General features: G+C 61.0%; 17 protein-coding genes and 1 other RNA gene. 11 read left to right on the top strand and 7 right to left on the bottom strand.

Annotated features, from left to right (window positions below):
* Window positions 1-571: 571 nt before the first annotated feature.
* Window positions 572-964: an acyl-CoA thioesterase gene (locus CBB91_RS01905; protein ID WP_035547013.1), complete on the bottom strand. Its 393-nt coding sequence runs from the start codon at window positions 962-964 to the stop codon at window positions 572-574.
* Between the two features lie 162 nt (window positions 965-1126).
* Here CBB91_RS01905 and CBB91_RS01900 point away from each other — a divergent pair, with 162 nt between their 5' ends.
* Both CBB91_RS01900 and CBB91_RS01895 read left to right on the top strand, forming a co-directional pair.
* Complete coding sequence (locus tag CBB91_RS01900) at window positions 1127-1456, top strand: metalloregulator ArsR/SmtB family transcription factor (RefSeq protein ID WP_273011494.1); 330 nt, start codon at window positions 1127-1129, stop codon at window positions 1454-1456.
* Window positions 1453-1896 (top strand): VOC family protein, encoded by a 444-nt coding sequence (locus CBB91_RS01895; RefSeq protein WP_273011493.1) that lies wholly within the window; start codon window positions 1453-1455, stop codon window positions 1894-1896. Before CBB91_RS01900 ends, CBB91_RS01895 begins: the two co-directional genes overlap by 4 nt.
* Here CBB91_RS01895 and CBB91_RS01890 read toward each other — a convergent pair.
* Window positions 1893-3110: a saccharopine dehydrogenase family protein gene (locus tag CBB91_RS01890; protein ID WP_273011491.1), complete on the bottom strand. Its 1218-nt coding sequence runs from the start codon at window positions 3108-3110 to the stop codon at window positions 1893-1895. The two genes, CBB91_RS01895 and CBB91_RS01890, sit on opposite strands and share 4 nt — an antisense overlap.
* 560 nt (window positions 3111-3670) lie before the next feature.
* Between CBB91_RS01890 and argF the strand changes: the two genes are divergently transcribed.
* Entirely contained in the window at window positions 3671-4609 is a 939-nt protein-coding gene (gene argF, locus CBB91_RS01885; protein WP_273011489.1) for an ornithine carbamoyltransferase, read from the top strand.
* Window position 4610: 1 nt separating this feature from the next.
* Here the strand turns inward: argF and CBB91_RS01880 are convergent, their stop codons facing one another.
* Window positions 4611-5918 carry an MFS transporter gene (locus CBB91_RS01880; protein WP_273011488.1) on the bottom strand — a complete coding sequence of 436 codons (1308 nt, stop codon included), beginning with the start codon at window positions 5916-5918 and terminating at the stop codon, window positions 4611-4613.
* On the opposite strand from CBB91_RS01880, the gene CBB91_RS01875 reads away from it, so the two are divergent.
* From CBB91_RS01875 to CBB91_RS01865, 3 genes are all read left to right on the top strand, one after another.
* On the top strand, window positions 5917-6957 hold the full coding sequence (locus tag CBB91_RS01875; RefSeq protein WP_345906703.1) for a radical SAM protein: 1041 nt from the start codon (window positions 5917-5919) through the stop codon (window positions 6955-6957). The two genes, CBB91_RS01880 and CBB91_RS01875, sit on opposite strands and share 2 nt — an antisense overlap.
* 78 nt (window positions 6958-7035) lie before the next feature.
* A complete protein-coding gene (locus tag CBB91_RS01870; RefSeq protein ID WP_035546983.1) occupies window positions 7036-7968 on the top strand; it encodes an Hsp33 family molecular chaperone HslO in 933 nt (310 codons plus the stop codon).
* 67 nt (window positions 7969-8035) lie between these two features.
* A complete protein-coding gene (locus CBB91_RS01865; RefSeq protein ID WP_273011483.1) occupies window positions 8036-8692 on the top strand; it encodes a CDP-alcohol phosphatidyltransferase family protein in 657 nt (218 codons plus the stop codon).
* A gap of 368 nt (window positions 8693-9060) precedes the next feature.
* Here CBB91_RS01865 and CBB91_RS01860 read toward each other — a convergent pair whose 3' ends face one another.
* Window positions 9061-9534 (bottom strand): NUDIX domain-containing protein, encoded by a 474-nt coding sequence (locus tag CBB91_RS01860; protein ID WP_273011479.1) that lies wholly within the window; start codon window positions 9532-9534, stop codon window positions 9061-9063.
* Between the two features lie 265 nt (window positions 9535-9799).
* On the opposite strand from CBB91_RS01860, the gene CBB91_RS01855 reads away from it, so the two are divergent.
* The 4 genes from CBB91_RS01855 to CBB91_RS01840 all read left to right on the top strand — a co-directional run bounded on the left by CBB91_RS01855 (window position 9800) and on the right by CBB91_RS01840 (window position 13313).
* Entirely contained in the window at window positions 9800-10789 is a 990-nt protein-coding gene (locus tag CBB91_RS01855) for a calcium/sodium antiporter (protein WP_273011476.1), read from the top strand.
* Entirely contained in the window at window positions 10786-11538 is a 753-nt protein-coding gene (locus CBB91_RS01850) for an SDR family oxidoreductase (RefSeq protein WP_273011474.1), read from the top strand. Before CBB91_RS01855 ends, CBB91_RS01850 begins: the two co-directional genes overlap by 4 nt.
* Window positions 11538-12560, top strand: coding sequence for a beta-eliminating lyase-related protein (locus CBB91_RS01845; protein WP_273011471.1), 1023 nt, complete (start codon window positions 11538-11540; stop codon window positions 12558-12560). The genes CBB91_RS01850 and CBB91_RS01845 overlap by 1 nt, the downstream gene beginning before the upstream one ends.
* Before the next feature lie 90 nt (window positions 12561-12650).
* Window positions 12651-13313: a DUF2959 domain-containing protein gene (locus tag CBB91_RS01840; RefSeq protein WP_035546962.1), complete on the top strand. Its 663-nt coding sequence runs from the start codon at window positions 12651-12653 to the stop codon at window positions 13311-13313.
* 67 nt (window positions 13314-13380) lie between these two features.
* Here CBB91_RS01840 and CBB91_RS01835 read toward each other — a convergent pair whose 3' ends face one another.
* Window positions 13381-13773 carry a hypothetical protein gene (locus tag CBB91_RS01835; protein ID WP_273011469.1) on the bottom strand — a complete coding sequence of 131 codons (393 nt, stop codon included), beginning with the start codon at window positions 13771-13773 and terminating at the stop codon, window positions 13381-13383.
* Window positions 13774-13967: 194 nt separating this feature from the next.
* On the opposite strand from CBB91_RS01835, the gene CBB91_RS01830 reads away from it, so the two are divergent.
* Complete coding sequence (locus CBB91_RS01830; RefSeq protein WP_035546954.1) at window positions 13968-14315, top strand: DUF1428 domain-containing protein; 348 nt, start codon at window positions 13968-13970, stop codon at window positions 14313-14315.
* A gap of 200 nt (window positions 14316-14515) precedes the next feature.
* Here the strand turns inward: CBB91_RS01830 and rnpB are convergent.
* An RNA gene (gene rnpB, locus CBB91_RS01825) (RNase P RNA component class A) lies at window positions 14516-14893 on the bottom strand.
* Window positions 14894-14961: 68 nt separating this feature from the next.
* On the bottom strand, window positions 14962-15180 hold a 219-nt coding region (locus CBB91_RS01820), incomplete at its 5' end, for an alpha/beta hydrolase (RefSeq protein WP_273011466.1).

Raw genomic sequence — 15180 nt, 5'->3', positions numbered from 1 at the left:
ATCTCGATAGTTGTCCTGCGTAACAACCGCTGGAAAGTGGTTGAGAAAATTGGGGCTCGCGGAAGCAAGGTGGCTTTCCAAGGGGACTTTTGGAACTCGGCTTTGGTCTTTCCAGTTTTGGCCCACTTTGCGTATGTAGAAGTATTCTGAGATTGCCTGTTCAATTGGTTCGCGGACAATCGTCAGATACTGTCTAACGAAATCGTACCGGCCGGGAATTCCAAACCCTCGAAGTTGGTTGAAGTGGCCGAAAAGACAGACCGGCCGTCCGCTCTCCCGCGGATGAGTTAGTTCGGTGACTTCCGGCAATGCGCCGGTGGAGGCATTGGCGTAGTGCGGCAATAACCCGTCGCCAAACCATGAATTGAAGATTTGCCGGACGGATGTTCCTGCCGTTTTCGGCACATGTATGAATATTGCAGGTTCGTGCCTTTGATATTCGATCATTCCGTGCCCCGAGCTGCCTGCAGACGCGCAATACNTCGCGCGATACAGAGCGTGGAGATATTGCCAGGCAGAAGGGGCAGGCTCATGAGGGTAATCCTTCAGATGTCGCGCCTTGAAATGCCGATCAGACCGTTGGCGGGTTCACCGGCCGGGGGCGGCCATCCTCATCGACAGCCACCATGGTGAAGCGCGCTTCAGTCACCTTTTCTCGGACGGCCGTCAAGGCACGACGCGCCCATGTTTCGATGCGGATGACCATAGAGGTTCGCCCGACTTTTTCCACTTCTGTGTAGACGCAGAGTGTATCGCCGATCTGGACCGGTTTCTTGAAGATGATTTCATTCGCCGCAATCGTGACGGTGCGCCCATTGCAACGCTCATTGGCGCGCACGGCGGCGGCCAAATCCATCTGTGACATCACCCAGCCGCCGAAGATGTCACCCGCGGCATTGGCGTCGGCGGGCATGGCGAGTGTGCGCAGGGTCAGTTCCATGCCGGGCGGTGTATGCGATTCCATGAGGGTGTCCTTGTGTCGGCGTTTTGCTGCCGGGACAGATAGGACACCCAAAGGCATGCAAAAACACATGATTACGCATACGCGCGTTGCGNGGATGCGTGGGTCAGCGAACTTAGTTCAACAGGTCTTGAAATAACTAAAAAACTAGATATATAGATCNGTATGAACGACGAGATAGCCTCTTCTGCCTTCGCGGCCCTTGGCCACCCCAATCGCATTCGCGTGCTGCGTATGTTGGTGCGAGCGGGGCCGGATGGACTGACCGTAACCTCTCTACGGGAGCGGCTCGGCGTTCCGGCCACAACCTTTGCCCATCATTTGAAAGCCTTGGCAGAGGCAAAGCTGGTCNNTCAGGACAAGCGTGGACGGGAGCTTTATTCCACCGCGAACTATCCGCTCATTCGCGATCTGGCGTCCTTCCTGATGGTGGAATGCTGCGTTGATTCTGCCTGTCCCCCTCAAATCATGGAAACTGAAAAGGACCTCTCATGAAACGCCTTCATATCCACGTCCGTGCGGCAGATCTCCTTGCCAGCAAGCAATTCTACACAGCGCTGTTTGGCGCGGCGCCCATCGTGTCAAAGCCTGACTATGTCAAATGGATGCTCGATGATCCGCGGATCAATTTCGCCGTCAGTTCAATGGAGGGCAATGCGCCCGGCATTGACCATTTTGGCATTCAGGTCGAAAGCGACGACGAACTCTCCGAGGTTAATGACAGCCTGCGCGCGGCGGAACAATCCACCGTGGCGGAGCCGGGTGCGCATTGTTGTTATGCGAATGGCAACAAACACTGGGCACGTGACCCACAAGGTGTGGTCTGGGAAATGTTCCACACGATGAGCGCCGCCACGACATATGGCGACACACGGGTCGAGTTGGACGCGGCAGCGATGGATGCCGCGCCCAAATCAGATGCGTGCTGTGGCTAAGTCTCGACTGCGAACAGGTCTTCCTGGTCGCCGCCGTCCACATCAATGACGTGCCAGGGCAGGCCGCGCTGGGCGACATCTTCCAGGAAGGGCTTGGCCGGGAACTGNTCAACGTTGAACACNCCGTGNCCGNNCCATTCNCCNCGGAAGAACATGGCCGCGCCGGAAACCGGCGGNACGCCCGTCGTGTANGANACCGCCTGNGCTGAGACCTCATCATTGGTCTTGGCGTGGTCGGAGACATTGTAGATCATCTTGGAGACCGGCTGGCCGTCTTTCGTGCCCCGCAGGATGACGCCGATCGACGTCTTGCCGGTNTAGTTCTCGGCCAGCGAGGAAGGCGGCGGCAGCAAGTCCTTCAGGAATTCCATCGGGATGATGTCCATGCCCTTGTGCTTGATCGGCTCCAGACCGATCAGGCCGATGGATTTGAACACTTCAAGGTGCTTGATGTAGGCCTCGCCAAAGGTCATCCAGAAGCGGATCTGCTTCAGGCCCTTGATGTGCTTGACCAGGCTTTCCTCTTCCTCGTGATAGATCAGGTAAGAGGCTTTCGGGCCNACTTCCGGATAGTCGATCATCGTCTTGATCGACAGGGCGGGGATCTCGATCCACTCGCCATCTTTCCAGTATTTGCCGTCCTGCGTCACTTCGCGGAGATTGATCTCCGGATTGAAGTTGGTCGCAAACGTCTTGCCGTGGTCGCCGGCGTTGCAGTCCACAATGTCGATGAATTCGATCTCGTCGAACAGGCCTTCCTGCTGGGCATAGGCACAATAGATATTGGTCACGCCCGGATCGAACCCGCAGCCGAGNATGGCGGTCAGGCCGGCATCCTTGAAACGGTCCTGATAGGCCCACTGCCANGAGTATTCGAATTTGGCGACATCGCGCGGCTCATAGTTCGCGGTGTCCATGTAATTGCAGCCCGCTTCGAGACAGGCATCCATGATCGGCAGGTCCTGGTAAGGCAGGGCCATGTTGATCAGCAGGTCCGGCTTCACCTTGTTGATGAGCGCGACAACNTCTTCAACATTGTCGGCATCAACCTGGCTGATCTCGATCGGTGTCTGGCAGAGCTTGGCCACTTTCTCGCAGCTCTCGATACGGCGCGAGGCAAGATGGATGTGTTTGAACGTGTCGCGGTCCATCGCGCATTTCTGGGCGACGACGGATCCGGCGGCNCCGGCACCGATGATGAGAACATTGTCCATGAGTGATGAGACTCCCTGTCTGGATGGGCACTGATCTGCCCGTCACATAGGGCAAACAGCGTGTGTTCGCCAGTACAGATCTGCGGGGAGCCGNGGGAGGGGAATGCCGCAGCGCAGGAGAGCGAAGGGGGAGGAAACGAGGTGGGCAAACCTCGCCCCGCGCTGCGGCAAANCAGGATCAGGCGGCTTGCCTGTGAACGTCGAGGCGAGAGATTTCCTCGCTGAGCCAGGTATAGTGCTGCTCAACGCGATTGATCATCGTGTCGGTTGTGTCNGGTCGCTCCGTTAACTCGTTCCGCCACGCTTCCAGCACGCTCTTCTGGCTTTTCAGCCAGCACAGCATGGCGGCATCATCGATCGGCAGGCACATGGGACGCTCCATCAGTTATTTGCGAGTCGTTCTCAAAACTCTTGTTTCACACCTTGCNGNCTCTTGCAAGTCATTCTCAATTAGATTTCGTCCATGTTTGAGGATTCAGGGTGAAATCCCCCGCCGTCACTGGAATAATTGTTCAAAACGGAGTATCTGGCCCGCTTTCCCGTTTCAGGAGTTTCTCTGAATGACCTCATCCGCCACCCCGCGCCATTTCATTGACCTCTGGCATCTGGAATCCGCAGAATTGCGCGAAATCCTGGACATGGCCCATGCGATGAAGAAGGCGCGACAAGGCTGGCCGAAGGGACGGGTCGACACGGGCGCCCCGCTGGAAGGGCACACGCTGGCGATGATTTTCGAGAAATCATCGACGCGGACTCGCTTTTCCTTCGACATGGCCATGCGTCAGCTTGGCGGGTCGTCCATCACGGCGACATCCAACGACATGCAGCTTGGCCGCGGCGAAACCGTTGAGGACACAGCGCGCGTTCTGTCGCGTTTTGTCGACGCNGTGATGATCCGCGCCAATGATCATTCAGACGTTGAGGCCTTTGCCGAGAATGCCAGCGTACCNGTGATCAACGGCCTGACGGACCGGTCTCACCCCTGCCAGATCATGGCGGACCTGCAGACGCTGGAAGAGCATGGCCTGACCCTCAATGGCGCGCGCCTCGCATGGGTGGGTGACGGCAACAATGTTTGCGCCAGCTTCATTCATGCGGCGGCGAAGTTCGGGTTCTCACTGGCCGTTGGCACGCCGCCACGCTTTGCGCCGGATGACGAGGATATCGAGATCGCCCGCGACCTGCAGGGGCGCATCGATTTGTACGACACGGCGGAAGAGGCTGTCGCTGGCGCGGATGTGGTGATTGCGGACACATTCGTGTCGATGGGTGACGCAGATGCCGAACGCCGTCTGGAAATNCTCGAGCCATATGCCGTGACCGAGGAGCTGATGGAGCTGGCTGCTGGCGGTGCGAANTTCCTGCACTGCCTGCCNGCNCACCGNGGNGAGGAGGTCGACGCCGAAGTNATNGACGGGCCGCAAAGCCTTGTCTTTGACGAAGCCGAAAACCGTATGCATGCCCAGAAGGCCGTGCTGCGCTGGTGCCTCGGCAAATAGCCTAGCTGTCCTGCACTTCTTCGAGACCGAAGGCGACCGGAATGGCCAGCGCGCTCATCAGGGCGAGCAAACCGATTACGACCGCCTCTCCCGCCATGTGCGCCACAACACTGAAACCGCTGCCAAATATCAGCAGCGTTCCNATGATCGTGTTGGACAGCGCCGTATAGGCCGCGCGGTTGTCCTGGCTGGCCATGTCGACCAGATGGGTNGAACGGCCCAGGCGCACGCCCTGATAGGCGATCATCAGCACGAACAGGACCAGCGGCAGCGCCCAGANATCCTGCAGCAATCCTGCCGCGTTGAGGCCGAGTGTTGCGAGCAAGGCGAGCGTGGCCGCCGCAGCCGTCAGGATCAGCACTTTCCGGCTCGACCGGTCTGCCAGCCGTCCCCAGACATAGGAGCTGAGCAGGCCCGCTCCGGCTGAGGCGATGACGAGCAGTCCCAGACCCCCAAACATCTGGCTGGCCTCTTCAGTGTCCGTGCCGAGCGCCACCATGAAGGGCGGGGCCAGCGCCGTGGAGATCAGCAGGCCGCGCGTCAGGATGAACCGGCGCAGCTGCTTGTCCTCGGCGAGCAGCTGGAAATTGTCCCGGAAGGATTTGATCGGGTTGCCGCCGCCTTCGGTGGAGCCCGGCTCCTCTTTCAGCGTCGTGAACAGGGCCGCGCCCGTCATCCAGAGGCCGCCGGCGAGCAGCAAGCCGCCAATGACGAGGCTCATCCGGTCGATCCAGCCGACGGTGAGCAAGCCGCCATAGACCAGCACAGCTGCGGCGCCGACCGTGCTGGCCGTTCCCGTGGCCGTACCCCGACGCGATTTCGAGACGGTCTTTCCAAGCACATCCTTGTAGGTCACCGANCAGACCGAGCGNGCGAGCGCCAGCACGGCCAGNGCGATCAGGATGACATAGCCTGCNGCTGCCCCATCGAGAAAGAAGGCGGCGAGGCCCATNCTGGCCGCCGNGAGNCCCTGTACCGCAGAGCCCGCNGCCCAGGCCCATTTGCGCTGAGGCAGCTCGCGCAGGGCGGCGGCGGTGAACAATTGCGGCAACAGCGCGCCAGCCTCCCTGACCGGCACGAGCAGGCCAATCAGCCAGGTTGGGGCGCCAATGGTGGTCAGCAGCCAGCTGAGCACGAGTTTGGGATCAATCAGCCCGTCGGAGATCTTGCTGGTCGACAGGCTGGTGACATGCGTGAAGAAATTGCCCGCTTCTTCCTTGCAGGCACTGTCAGGGATGTCCTTGCAAACGCGCCCCTCATCTCCAGAGGTGAGCATTTCAAAGACAAGTTCCTGAGTGTTTTCAGCCATGAAGCGCAAAATAGCGCGGCCCTGTCAGGTGGCAACATTCACGATTGAGTGTGTTCAGACAAAACTGCTGGAAGGGCGCGCAGATCACGCTACACATGGAAGCATGGCCGATAGCGAATTTCACCCCGCCAAATTCTCTGATCCCGATGTCACCGCCAAGGGCGAGACGCGCGCCAGCGTCGGCTGGACAGGTTTGAAAACGCTGTGGCTGAACACGGGCACGCTCTGCAACATCGAATGCGTGAATTGCTACATCGAGAGTTCACCGCGCAACGACCGGCTCGTCTATCTCACCCGCGCGGATGTACGGCCGTTTCTGGATGAAATCGACAAGCCCATAGAAATCGGCATCACGGGCGGTGAGCCCTTCATGTGCCCGGAGATATTGGGCATCATGGAAGACGTGCTGGCAGACGGGCACAGCCTACTGCTGTTGACCAATGCGATGCGTCCGATGATGCGCCCTCGCATCCAGCAGGGCCTGGAGCGTTTGGCCGAGACCTATGGCTCCAGAATGATCCTGCGCGTGTCCCTCGATTCCCACGAGGCGGTTGTTCATGATGAGGAGCGCGGGTCGGGAGCTTTTGAAGAGGCGTGCAAAGGCCTCCGATGGCTTGGTGAACGCGGCGTACAGGTGGCGATTGCCGGACGCCAGGCCCTGACAGAGGATGATGCNACCGCCCGCGCCGCCTATGGCGCGCTGGCCCAATCTCTGGGGCTGCGCCTCGACCCGTCCGACACCAAACAGCTTGTCCTGTTCCCGGAGATGATCGCGCGCGATGATCCGCCCGAGATNACNACAGATTGCTGGGGCATCCTGAACAAGTCACCAGACGACATCATGTGCGCCAACCAGCGCATGGTGATCCGCCGCAAGGGCGCGGGCAAGGCCACGGTGACCGCCTGTACGCTCTTGGTGGACGACCCTGCGTTCGAGCTTGGCGATACGCTGTCGGATGCGACGGCTGATCCGGTCAAGCTGAACCATCCCTGGTGCGCCAGTTTCTGCGTGCTGGGCGGCGGCAGTTGTTCGGCCTGATCGGGCTCGCGCAGGCGTGCCTCTTGCGATAGGGGCGGGGCGCTGCCACATGGGGACACCAATTCGAGGTGTCCTCCCATGACTGACGCAACCTACGCCGTCACCGATTTCGTCACGAACTTCCAGATCGTGGACCGTCCCATTCGCGGGCGCGCCGTTCGCATGGGCGAGGGCAGCCTGTCGGGCATCCTGCATCGGCATGACTATCCGAAGAATTTGGCCCGCATACTTGGCGAAGCCGTGACGCTTGCGACGCTGGTCGGCGCGTCCCTGAAATTCGAGGGGCGCCTTCTGGTGCAGGCCGAAGGCGATGGCCCGGTGTCCATGCTGGTCGGCGAGTATCGCTCTGATGGCGGTGTGCGCGGCTATGCCAAATTCGATGCCGAGGCCTGGGCCCATCTGGACAAGGTGAACAAGGGCGATGCCCCGCACATGCCCCAGCTGTTCGGCCCGAACGGACGGCTTGGCCTGATCATCATTCAGGACAATCCGGCGATCCAGCCCTATCAGGGCATCGTGCCGCTGTCGAAGGGCACGCTGAGCGAGTGCGCAGAAGACTATTTTGCCATGTCAGAACAAGTTCCGACGCGCCTGAAACTGTCCGTCGCCGAGCTGGACCGCAAGGATGGAAATCCGGTCTGGGTATCCGGCGGCATGATGGTGCAGCGGATCGCNGCAGATGAAACGCGCGGTGAAACCGAAGAGGCGTGGCGCGAAGCCGAAGCCCTGTTTGCAACGCTGACCGATGGTGAGCTGGCCGATGCGGACCTGCCGATGGAGCAGCTGCTCTACCGTTTGTTCCACGAACAGGGCGTCACGATGGAAACGCCGCAGGCGCTGGATGACCGTTGTACCTGCAATCAGGAACGGCTGGTCGAGACGCTGAAACAGATGCCGGATGACTCCCTGCGAGAGATGACCGAAGCGGATGGCACGCTGGGCATCGATTGCCAGTTCTGCAACCGGCACTACGACATCGCGATTGAGGATGTGACCGGCAATACGAATTAGGCTGGGAGGGCAACCTCCACAGTTTCGTGATTGCGAAGGCGCGCGGGCACTGGCAGAGGTGGCAGCCATGACTTTCAAATGGCTCCCCAATGCGCTGACCATTGCCCGCTGCGTCTTTGCCGGTTTCGTTCTGGTCGGCTTCTGGCAGGCGGGCAGCCTGGACCTGACGCTGACCGGCTTGTCGCCAGAGGAATTGTCTCGGCGGGCAACCCTGCAACAGCTCTGGTACCAGTTTGCGTTCCTGGCATTCCTCGCGGGAGCCATCACCGACTTCCTGGATGGCTGGCTGGCGCGGAAACTGGAGGCGCACAGCCGGTTCGGTGTGTGGCTGGACCCGATTGCCGACAAATTGCTGATCGCCGCAGCGCTGTTCGGGCTCGCGCTCGAATTCAGATCCTGGCTGATTTATGTGCCTGCAGCGATGATCATCGCGCGGGATGTGTTCATGACATGGTTCCGGGCAACGCCGCGCGGGCGCTCCGCGATTGTCCCGTCCAATCTGGCAAAGTGGAAAACCGGATTCGAGTTCGCGGCGATCATCGGCCTGATGCTGCCTCTGGCCACGCTGCGCCCGAGCCTTGATGGCGATGCGGTGACAGGGTCCGATGTGCTGGCGATCGTGGCGATTGTGACCGTGGTTGGCCTGCTCTGGGTTGCGGCGGCGCTGTCCTGGTGGACGGCTGGGCAATACATGAAAGCTGCCGGATCGGGCTCACCTGACTAGACCCAAAGAAAAGGAACGCTGACTCAAGGGGGAGAAAGCCAGCGTTCCACACTCGGTCCGGAGCGGGAAGAGGGGGGACCCTGCTCCGACACGGGGCTCGTCTTGTAGTGGAATGCTCTGCGTTCCCATCCCACCACGATCAAGCAATAGGCGACGCGAGCAAAGGTTCCCTCAATCTGCGAATCTTTCCGCTGAACTGCAATTCCACGAAGTTTCCGACAATCTGCCCGCATTGAGACTCAATCCGCGCCGACAAGGTGCGCATGAGATCACGGCTCTCCCCCACGACCCGCCTGGTCATTGTTGCGCTGGCCGCGCTTGCTTTCCTGTGCCTGCCGGCGCTGTTGGCAATGGCGGGGGCGTGACGGCTAAGGGGCCTTGCCCGACCAATAAGGTGACCGGGCCTGGCCCTGATAGAATTCTGCCAGCCTTAGCCGTGTGCCATTGGTCGTGCCGTCAGGGACGTCATCAGGCGGGTACCAGCGGATTTCCGCAATCTCGGCCAGCGCCGTTGCCTTGCCTTGTGTCCAGATACCTGGGGGCACGTGATACAGCATGACGTGATCGTTCGGGAATGAGGCGTGGTTGGAATAAACGCCTGCCAGTACCGGCGCGCCATTCATCAGGATTCCCGCTTCTTCCTCGATTTCGCGCCGCAACGCCTCGACACAGGGCTCGTTCCGCTCGACCCCGCCGCCGGGCATGTGCCAGCCGGAAATGTAGGTATGGCGCACCAGAAGGATATGCCCGTCCTCATTCTCGACCAGTCCCCGCACACCCATCGTCATGGGGCGGCGCAGGCGGGCATAGGCATGAAAAAGCCGGGTTCTGAGCCAGGACATGAGGTCTCCTTACGCCGTGGGAATTACAGGTCTAATGTGAAAAAACTCGCAAAGGGAATGCAAACTTCCTGAGAATTCGGGCTCGCCAAGCCCGGCAACGCACGCTAAGAGCGGTGCGAAAGCATGGAAATGCTCAAGAAAACAACAGCGAGACGGCGCCATGATCATCCATCCCTCTCTGATTGCCATTGCCGCAATTGTAATCGTATTCGGCATCCTGAACTTCATTGAATACAAGCGTCTCGACTAGGAGCGAGCCCGGCGCATGCCTGATTTTTCCCTGATCGCCGCCCTGATCGGGGGGCTCGTCATATTGGCGTTTGCGGGGGATTTCCTGGTAAGCGGCGCAGTCGCCGTGGCCGAACGGTTTGGCGTCTCCAAGCTGATCGCGGGTATCTTCATTGTCGGCTTCGGCACATCGGCCCCGGAAATGGTCGTGTCCCTGAATGCTGCGCTGGAAGACCGGGCCGGTCTCGCGCTGGGCAATATTGTCGGCTCCAACATTGCAAACATCTTCCTGGTGCTGGGCATCCCGGCGCTGATCATGCCATTTGTGGCCGGCGGTCACGGGCAGGGACGCGCGCTGACGGCCATGCTGGTGGCGACGGCTGTCTGGATGTTGCTGACGGCGGTGGGACCGCTGACCTTCCTGGGGGGCGTCCTGTTCCTGACCATTCTCGTGGCGTATTGCGTGATCACCTTCTACATGGCGCGCAAGGCCGTGGCGTCGGGCGAAGATCCCGGCATCGAGATTGAGGAACACGACCCGCTCAGCCTTGGCCGGTCGCTGGCCTATATCGTGCTCGGCATTGGGGGGCTCGTCCTCGGCGCGCATCTGATCATCGCGGGCGGTGTGGGCATCGCCGAATTCTATCACGTGCCTCAGGAATGGATCGGCCTGACCTTGCTGGCGTTCGGAACCTCCCTGCCTGAAATCGGCGCGGCCATCGCGGCGGCGCTGCGCCGGCATGGCGAAGTGGCCATCGGCAACGTGCTTGGTTCCAACGTGTTCAACATTCTCGGGGCGGGTGGTATCATCTCTCTCTTCGGGCCGATTGAGATTGCGCCGACTTTCACGCAATATGATCATTGGGTCATGGCCTTTGCGGCGCTGCTGATCGGCGGGTTCATCCTGACGCGCGCGCGCCTTGGCCGCCTGATGGGAGTGTTGATGCTGCTGATCTATGCCGCCTATATCTACGGCCTGATTCACGGGGTGAACCTGCTCGGCCTGTTCCAGAGCGCGCCGGCATGAAGCCGGGTGCGGCGCTGGTCACGGGCGCCGGGGCGCGGCTGGGCCGGGCCATGGCCGAAGCGCTGGGCGCTGATGGCTGGCAGGTAATCGTCCACTACAATTCCTCCGCTGACGGCGCAGAGGAAACCGCCCAGGCCATTCGTTCGGCCGGCGGGGACGCCGTCACAATGCAGGCTGACCTGTCGGATGAGGTGGCCACCGCTGAGCTGATCCTGCACGCTGCGGAGAAGGTCGGACAGCCCGTGTCCCTGCTTGTGAACTCGGCCTCGGTCTTCGATGAGGACACGGTCTCCAGCCATACGCGGGAGAGCTGGGACAAGCACATGAACGCGAACCTCCGCGCGCCGATCCATCTGGCCCAGACCTTTGCGGATGCCCTGCCGAAAGGCGCGCCGGGCCTGATCGTCAATCTGATCGATCAGCGGGTCTGGAAGCTGACCCCGAATTTCTTCACCTACACGCTGTCCAAGGCCGCGCTCTGGCAGGCGACGAAAACCATGGCGCAGGCCCTGGCGCCAAACATCCGCGTCAACGCCATCGGGCCGGGGCCGACGCTGAAGTCGAAACATCAGAGTGAAGACGAGTTTGCAGCCGAGACCGCGGCCACGCTGACAGGGCAGGGCTCCAGCCCGGACGAGATCGTCAATGCGCTGCGATACCTGGTTTCAGCCAGCAGCGTCACCGGACAGATGATCGCCAGTGATGGCGGCCAGCACCTGATGTGGCAAACACCGGACACGCAGATCTGATGAATTTCTCCTCCGACACGTCTGCGCCCGCGCATCCGAAAGTGCTGGAAGCGGTGCTCGCCGCGAATTCCGGCCTCGAGTCGAGCTATGGCAATGACCGGGTGACAAGACGTTTGCGGGGCCAGTTGGCGACTGTGTTCGGTACAGACGATTTCGACTATTGGCTGACGGCGTCCGGCACGGCGTCGAATGCGCTGGCCTTGTCCTGCTTCTGCCCGCCGACGGGCGCAGTGCTGTGTCATGCCGGGGCCCATATCGCCGTGGATGAGCGCGGCGCGCCGGAATTCTTTTCCGGCGGAGGCAAGCTGCACCTGCTTCGCGGGCCGGATGGAAAGATCGGCCCTGCGCAGCTGGATGAGGCCCTGGCGCGCATCAATCATGACTTCGTGCATGAAACCCCAGCGCATGTCCTGTCCCTGACGAACCTCACCGAAAACGGTACGGCCTATAGCGTGGCAGAGGTGAAGGATTATGCGGCCAGGGCGCATGCGTCGGATTTGATCGTGCATCTGGATGGCGCGCGTCTGGGCAATGCACTGGTCTCAACCGGAGCGAGCGCGGCGGAGATGAGCTGGCAAGCTGGCGTGGACGTGCTGACCTTCGGCCTGACCAAGACCGGGGCGATGGGGTGCGAGATCATCCTGCTGTTCGGCAAGGCGCGGGAAAAGACACGCGAGTTGGAGGCGCGGGCGAAGCGGTCCGGCCACATGCCGCCCAAGATGCGGTACCTTTCCGCGCAGGCCGAGGCGATGCTGGAGGGCGGCCTGTGGCTGGATCTGGCGGCGCAGGCAAACGGCATGGCCCGGAAGCTGGCCGATGGCCTGGTGGCGCGCGGTGTGTCTCTGGCGTTCGAGCCGCAGGGCAATGAAGTCTTCGCGATGCTGCCCGACGATCAGGTCACGGCGCTGCGCGCGGCGGGCGCGGTGTTCTATCCCTGGATGGGTGGCAGCCAGCGCTTCGTCTGTTCCTGGGCCACCGAGGACACAGAGATCGAGCGTTTCCTGAGCGTTCTGGACGCCTGACCCCCGCTTTTCCTGTCCGGACTGGACGGATGGGGCGACGCACGGCAAAGAGGGCCGGCTGGAATCTTCGGGAAGGGGTTTTTGTCCATCATGTCCAATCGCATCCGCGCGGCCATGCTCGCCGCTGTTTTCGCCACCACGACACTCTCTGCCTGTTCGACGGCCTATTATGGCGCGATGGAGCAGTTCGGATACCAGAAGCGGGATCTGCTGGTGTCGCGCGTGAACGAAGCATCGGACGCGCAGGCGGAGGCCAAGCAGGAATTCACCAATGCGCTGGCAGCGTTTCGCGATGTCGTGAATTTTGATGGCGGCGAACTCGAAGCCTCCTATGACTCCCTGAACCGGGCCTATGAACGGTCTGAAGCGAAGGCCGATCGGGTGCGTGACCGGATCAAGGACATGAAAGCCGTCTCCCGCGACCTGTTCGTGGAATGGCGCAAGGAGCTGGAAGAATATTCCGATCCCGGCCTGCGCCGCGCCTCGGCGGACCAGCTGGAAGCCACGCGAGAGCGCTATTCCGTACTGGTCGACAAGATGGACCGGGCGGCGGCTTCGATGGACCCGGTCCTGGCCGTGTTCAAGGATCGTGTCCTGTTCCTGAAGCACAATCTGAACGCCCGGGCGATTGCGGCGTTGGGGGATGAGACGCGCGACATTGAAACCGATGTGGCGGCCCTGATTGCCGAAATGGAGCGCTCGATTGCCGAGGCGGATGCCTTCATCGCGGAGATGCAGGCAGGAACCGTGTAACAAGCTGCACGTTTGACGCCAATCAAGGCGCTTTTCCGGGAACCGAATTTCAGAACACGCGTTTCTGTCACGTCTCTGGCAGGGGCAGATTTGCCGTGTTCTGCTCATTCCGGCTTAGCCCGGGATTCGGGATTGAGGGGACCATGAAGTCAATCCCGGGCTTCGTCTTTGGACGGGGCGAGCAGATCCCCACTGCCACATCCTCATCTTCGGACATGGCCATGCGAAACGCTTTTGACGGCGTGAAGCTCCACGGCGCAGCGCGGCGCTCTGTCAGGGTATCGCCAATCGCGACGATGTGGACATTTCCGTTCCTGTCAATTCCGGTCAGGAAAGATGCCCGCGCCCCTTTCACAGCGCACACATAAAGGCGCAGCATGACCAGCTGCAGCCAGATCCAGACGCGAAAGCGCTGGAGGTGCGGTGGCAATTGCGCAGGAGGGGCAAGCAGGCCAGTCATGCGGTCATGATACACCGGATTTTCAGGAGGGGGATAAAGTTCCTGTCCGGATCAATGCGCGCTGCAGGATGCGACCGGAATTCAGGGGGACAAGGCGTGTATGGACCGGTGAACGACACAATCGTCGCCTGTCGCCAGATGTTGCGCTATGGTGGCGTCCGTGGTGCCGGGGTGCGCCCTGAGGAGGAAATGAGATGACATTTGTCGATGGGTTTCTGGCGGCGGTGCCAGTGGCGAACAAGGCGGCCTATCTGGAACAGGCGAAGATGATGTCGGGCATGATGAAAGAGCTTGGCGCGCTGAGCGTGATGGAATGCTGGGGCGTCGATGTGCCGGAGGGCAAGAAGACGTCCATGCATCTGGCCGTCGCGCGCGAGGAGGGGGAGGGCATTGTCCTGTCCTTCGTGACCTGGCCCTCGAAAGAGGTGCGGGATGCGGCCTGGGCGAAGATGGAAGCAGACGAACGCATGCAGGGCATGTCCATGCCGTTTGATGGCTCGCGGCTGATTCATGGCGGGTTCGAGGCGATGCTGGAAGCTTAGGGGCGAACTGTCCAAGCTGCCGCCTTGCGGCATGGGCAGCAGCCTTCGCTTGCGCTTCAGGCCTTTTCTTCCAACATTCGATCCTCGATCGAATGATGACGCGAAGCGTCATCGGGGTGTAGCCCTTGCTTACGCTGCGGGCCTGTTTCCCCTCAATTCGATCCTCGATCGAATTGTCGCGCTTTGCGCGACCGGGGAAAAAGACCAGACGGCCTGTAAGCCGGGTTCTGTTCGTCCCTGCCTTCGCAGGGATCTGGCAGCCATTCCTCTGGGATGCCTGTTGCCAGGCACCTCACGCGACACACCCGGGGCGCGGGCGGAAAACGGCCCATGCGCGCCCCCTATTCGGTCTTGCTCCGGGCGGGGTTTACCGTGCCGGTCCTGTCGCCAGTCCCGCGGTGGGCTCTTACCCCACCCTTTCACCCTTACCGCTCCATGAAGAAGCGGCGGTTTGCTTTCTGTGGCACTTTCCCTCGGCTCGCGCCGGGCGGCCATTAGCCGTCGCCCTGTTTCCCTGGAGCCCGGACTTTCCTCCAGTGCACAGTTACCCGCGCACCAGCGGCTGCCCGGCCGTCTGGTCAAGGAGCGGTATATAAGGGCAAACGCGGCCCGGCGCCAGTCGGGGAAGCTGCGCCGGGTCGGTCGATTAGGCGTTGATGAAGGCCAGCAGATCCGGATTGAGGATGTCGGCATTGACCGTCAGCATGCCGTGCGACAGGCCGGGATAGACCTTGAGTGTGCCATTGGGCAGTAGTTCGACCGCCCTCAGGGCCGAGTTGGCAATGGGAACGACCTGGTCGTCATCGCCATGCAGGACGAGCGTTGGCACGGTCATCGCCTTGAGATCCTCGGTTTGGTCGGTCTC

This window comes from Hyphomonas sp. TMED31 (assembly GCF_002172815.1).
GTDB classification, from domain to species: Bacteria; Pseudomonadota; Alphaproteobacteria; order Caulobacterales; family Hyphomonadaceae; genus Hyphomonas; species Hyphomonas atlantica.
The sequence above is the reverse complement of the archived record's forward strand: the minus strand, read 5'-3'. Positions and strand labels throughout refer to the sequence as shown.

Coding starts and splice junctions, on each gene's coding strand:
- CBB91_RS01855 (WP_273011476.1), top strand. CDS start 9,800: ATGCCTGATTTTTCCCTGATCGCCGCCCTGATCGGGGGGCTCGTCATA.
- CBB91_RS01830 (WP_035546954.1), top strand. CDS start 13,968: ATGACATTTGTCGATGGGTTTCTGGCGGCGGTGCCAGTGGCGAACAAG.
- CBB91_RS01895 (WP_273011493.1), top strand. CDS start 1,453: ATGAAACGCCTTCATATCCACGTCCGTGCGGCAGATCTCCTTGCCAGC.
- CBB91_RS01905 (WP_035547013.1), bottom strand. CDS start 964: ATGGAATCGCATACACCGCCCGGCATGGAACTGACCCTGCGCACACTC.
- CBB91_RS01835 (WP_273011469.1), bottom strand. CDS start 13,773: ATGACTGGCCTGCTTGCCCCTCCTGCGCAATTGCCACCGCACCTCCAG.
- CBB91_RS01860 (WP_273011479.1), bottom strand. CDS start 9,534: ATGTCCTGGCTCAGAACCCGGCTTTTTCATGCCTATGCCCGCCTGCGC.
- CBB91_RS01840 (WP_035546962.1), top strand. CDS start 12,651: ATGTCCAATCGCATCCGCGCGGCCATGCTCGCCGCTGTTTTCGCCACC.
- CBB91_RS01845 (WP_273011471.1), top strand. CDS start 11,538: ATGAATTTCTCCTCCGACACGTCTGCGCCCGCGCATCCGAAAGTGCTG.
- CBB91_RS01865 (WP_273011483.1), top strand. CDS start 8,036: ATGACTTTCAAATGGCTCCCCAATGCGCTGACCATTGCCCGCTGCGTC.
- CBB91_RS01850 (WP_273011474.1), top strand. CDS start 10,786: ATGAAGCCGGGTGCGGCGCTGGTCACGGGCGCCGGGGCGCGGCTGGGC.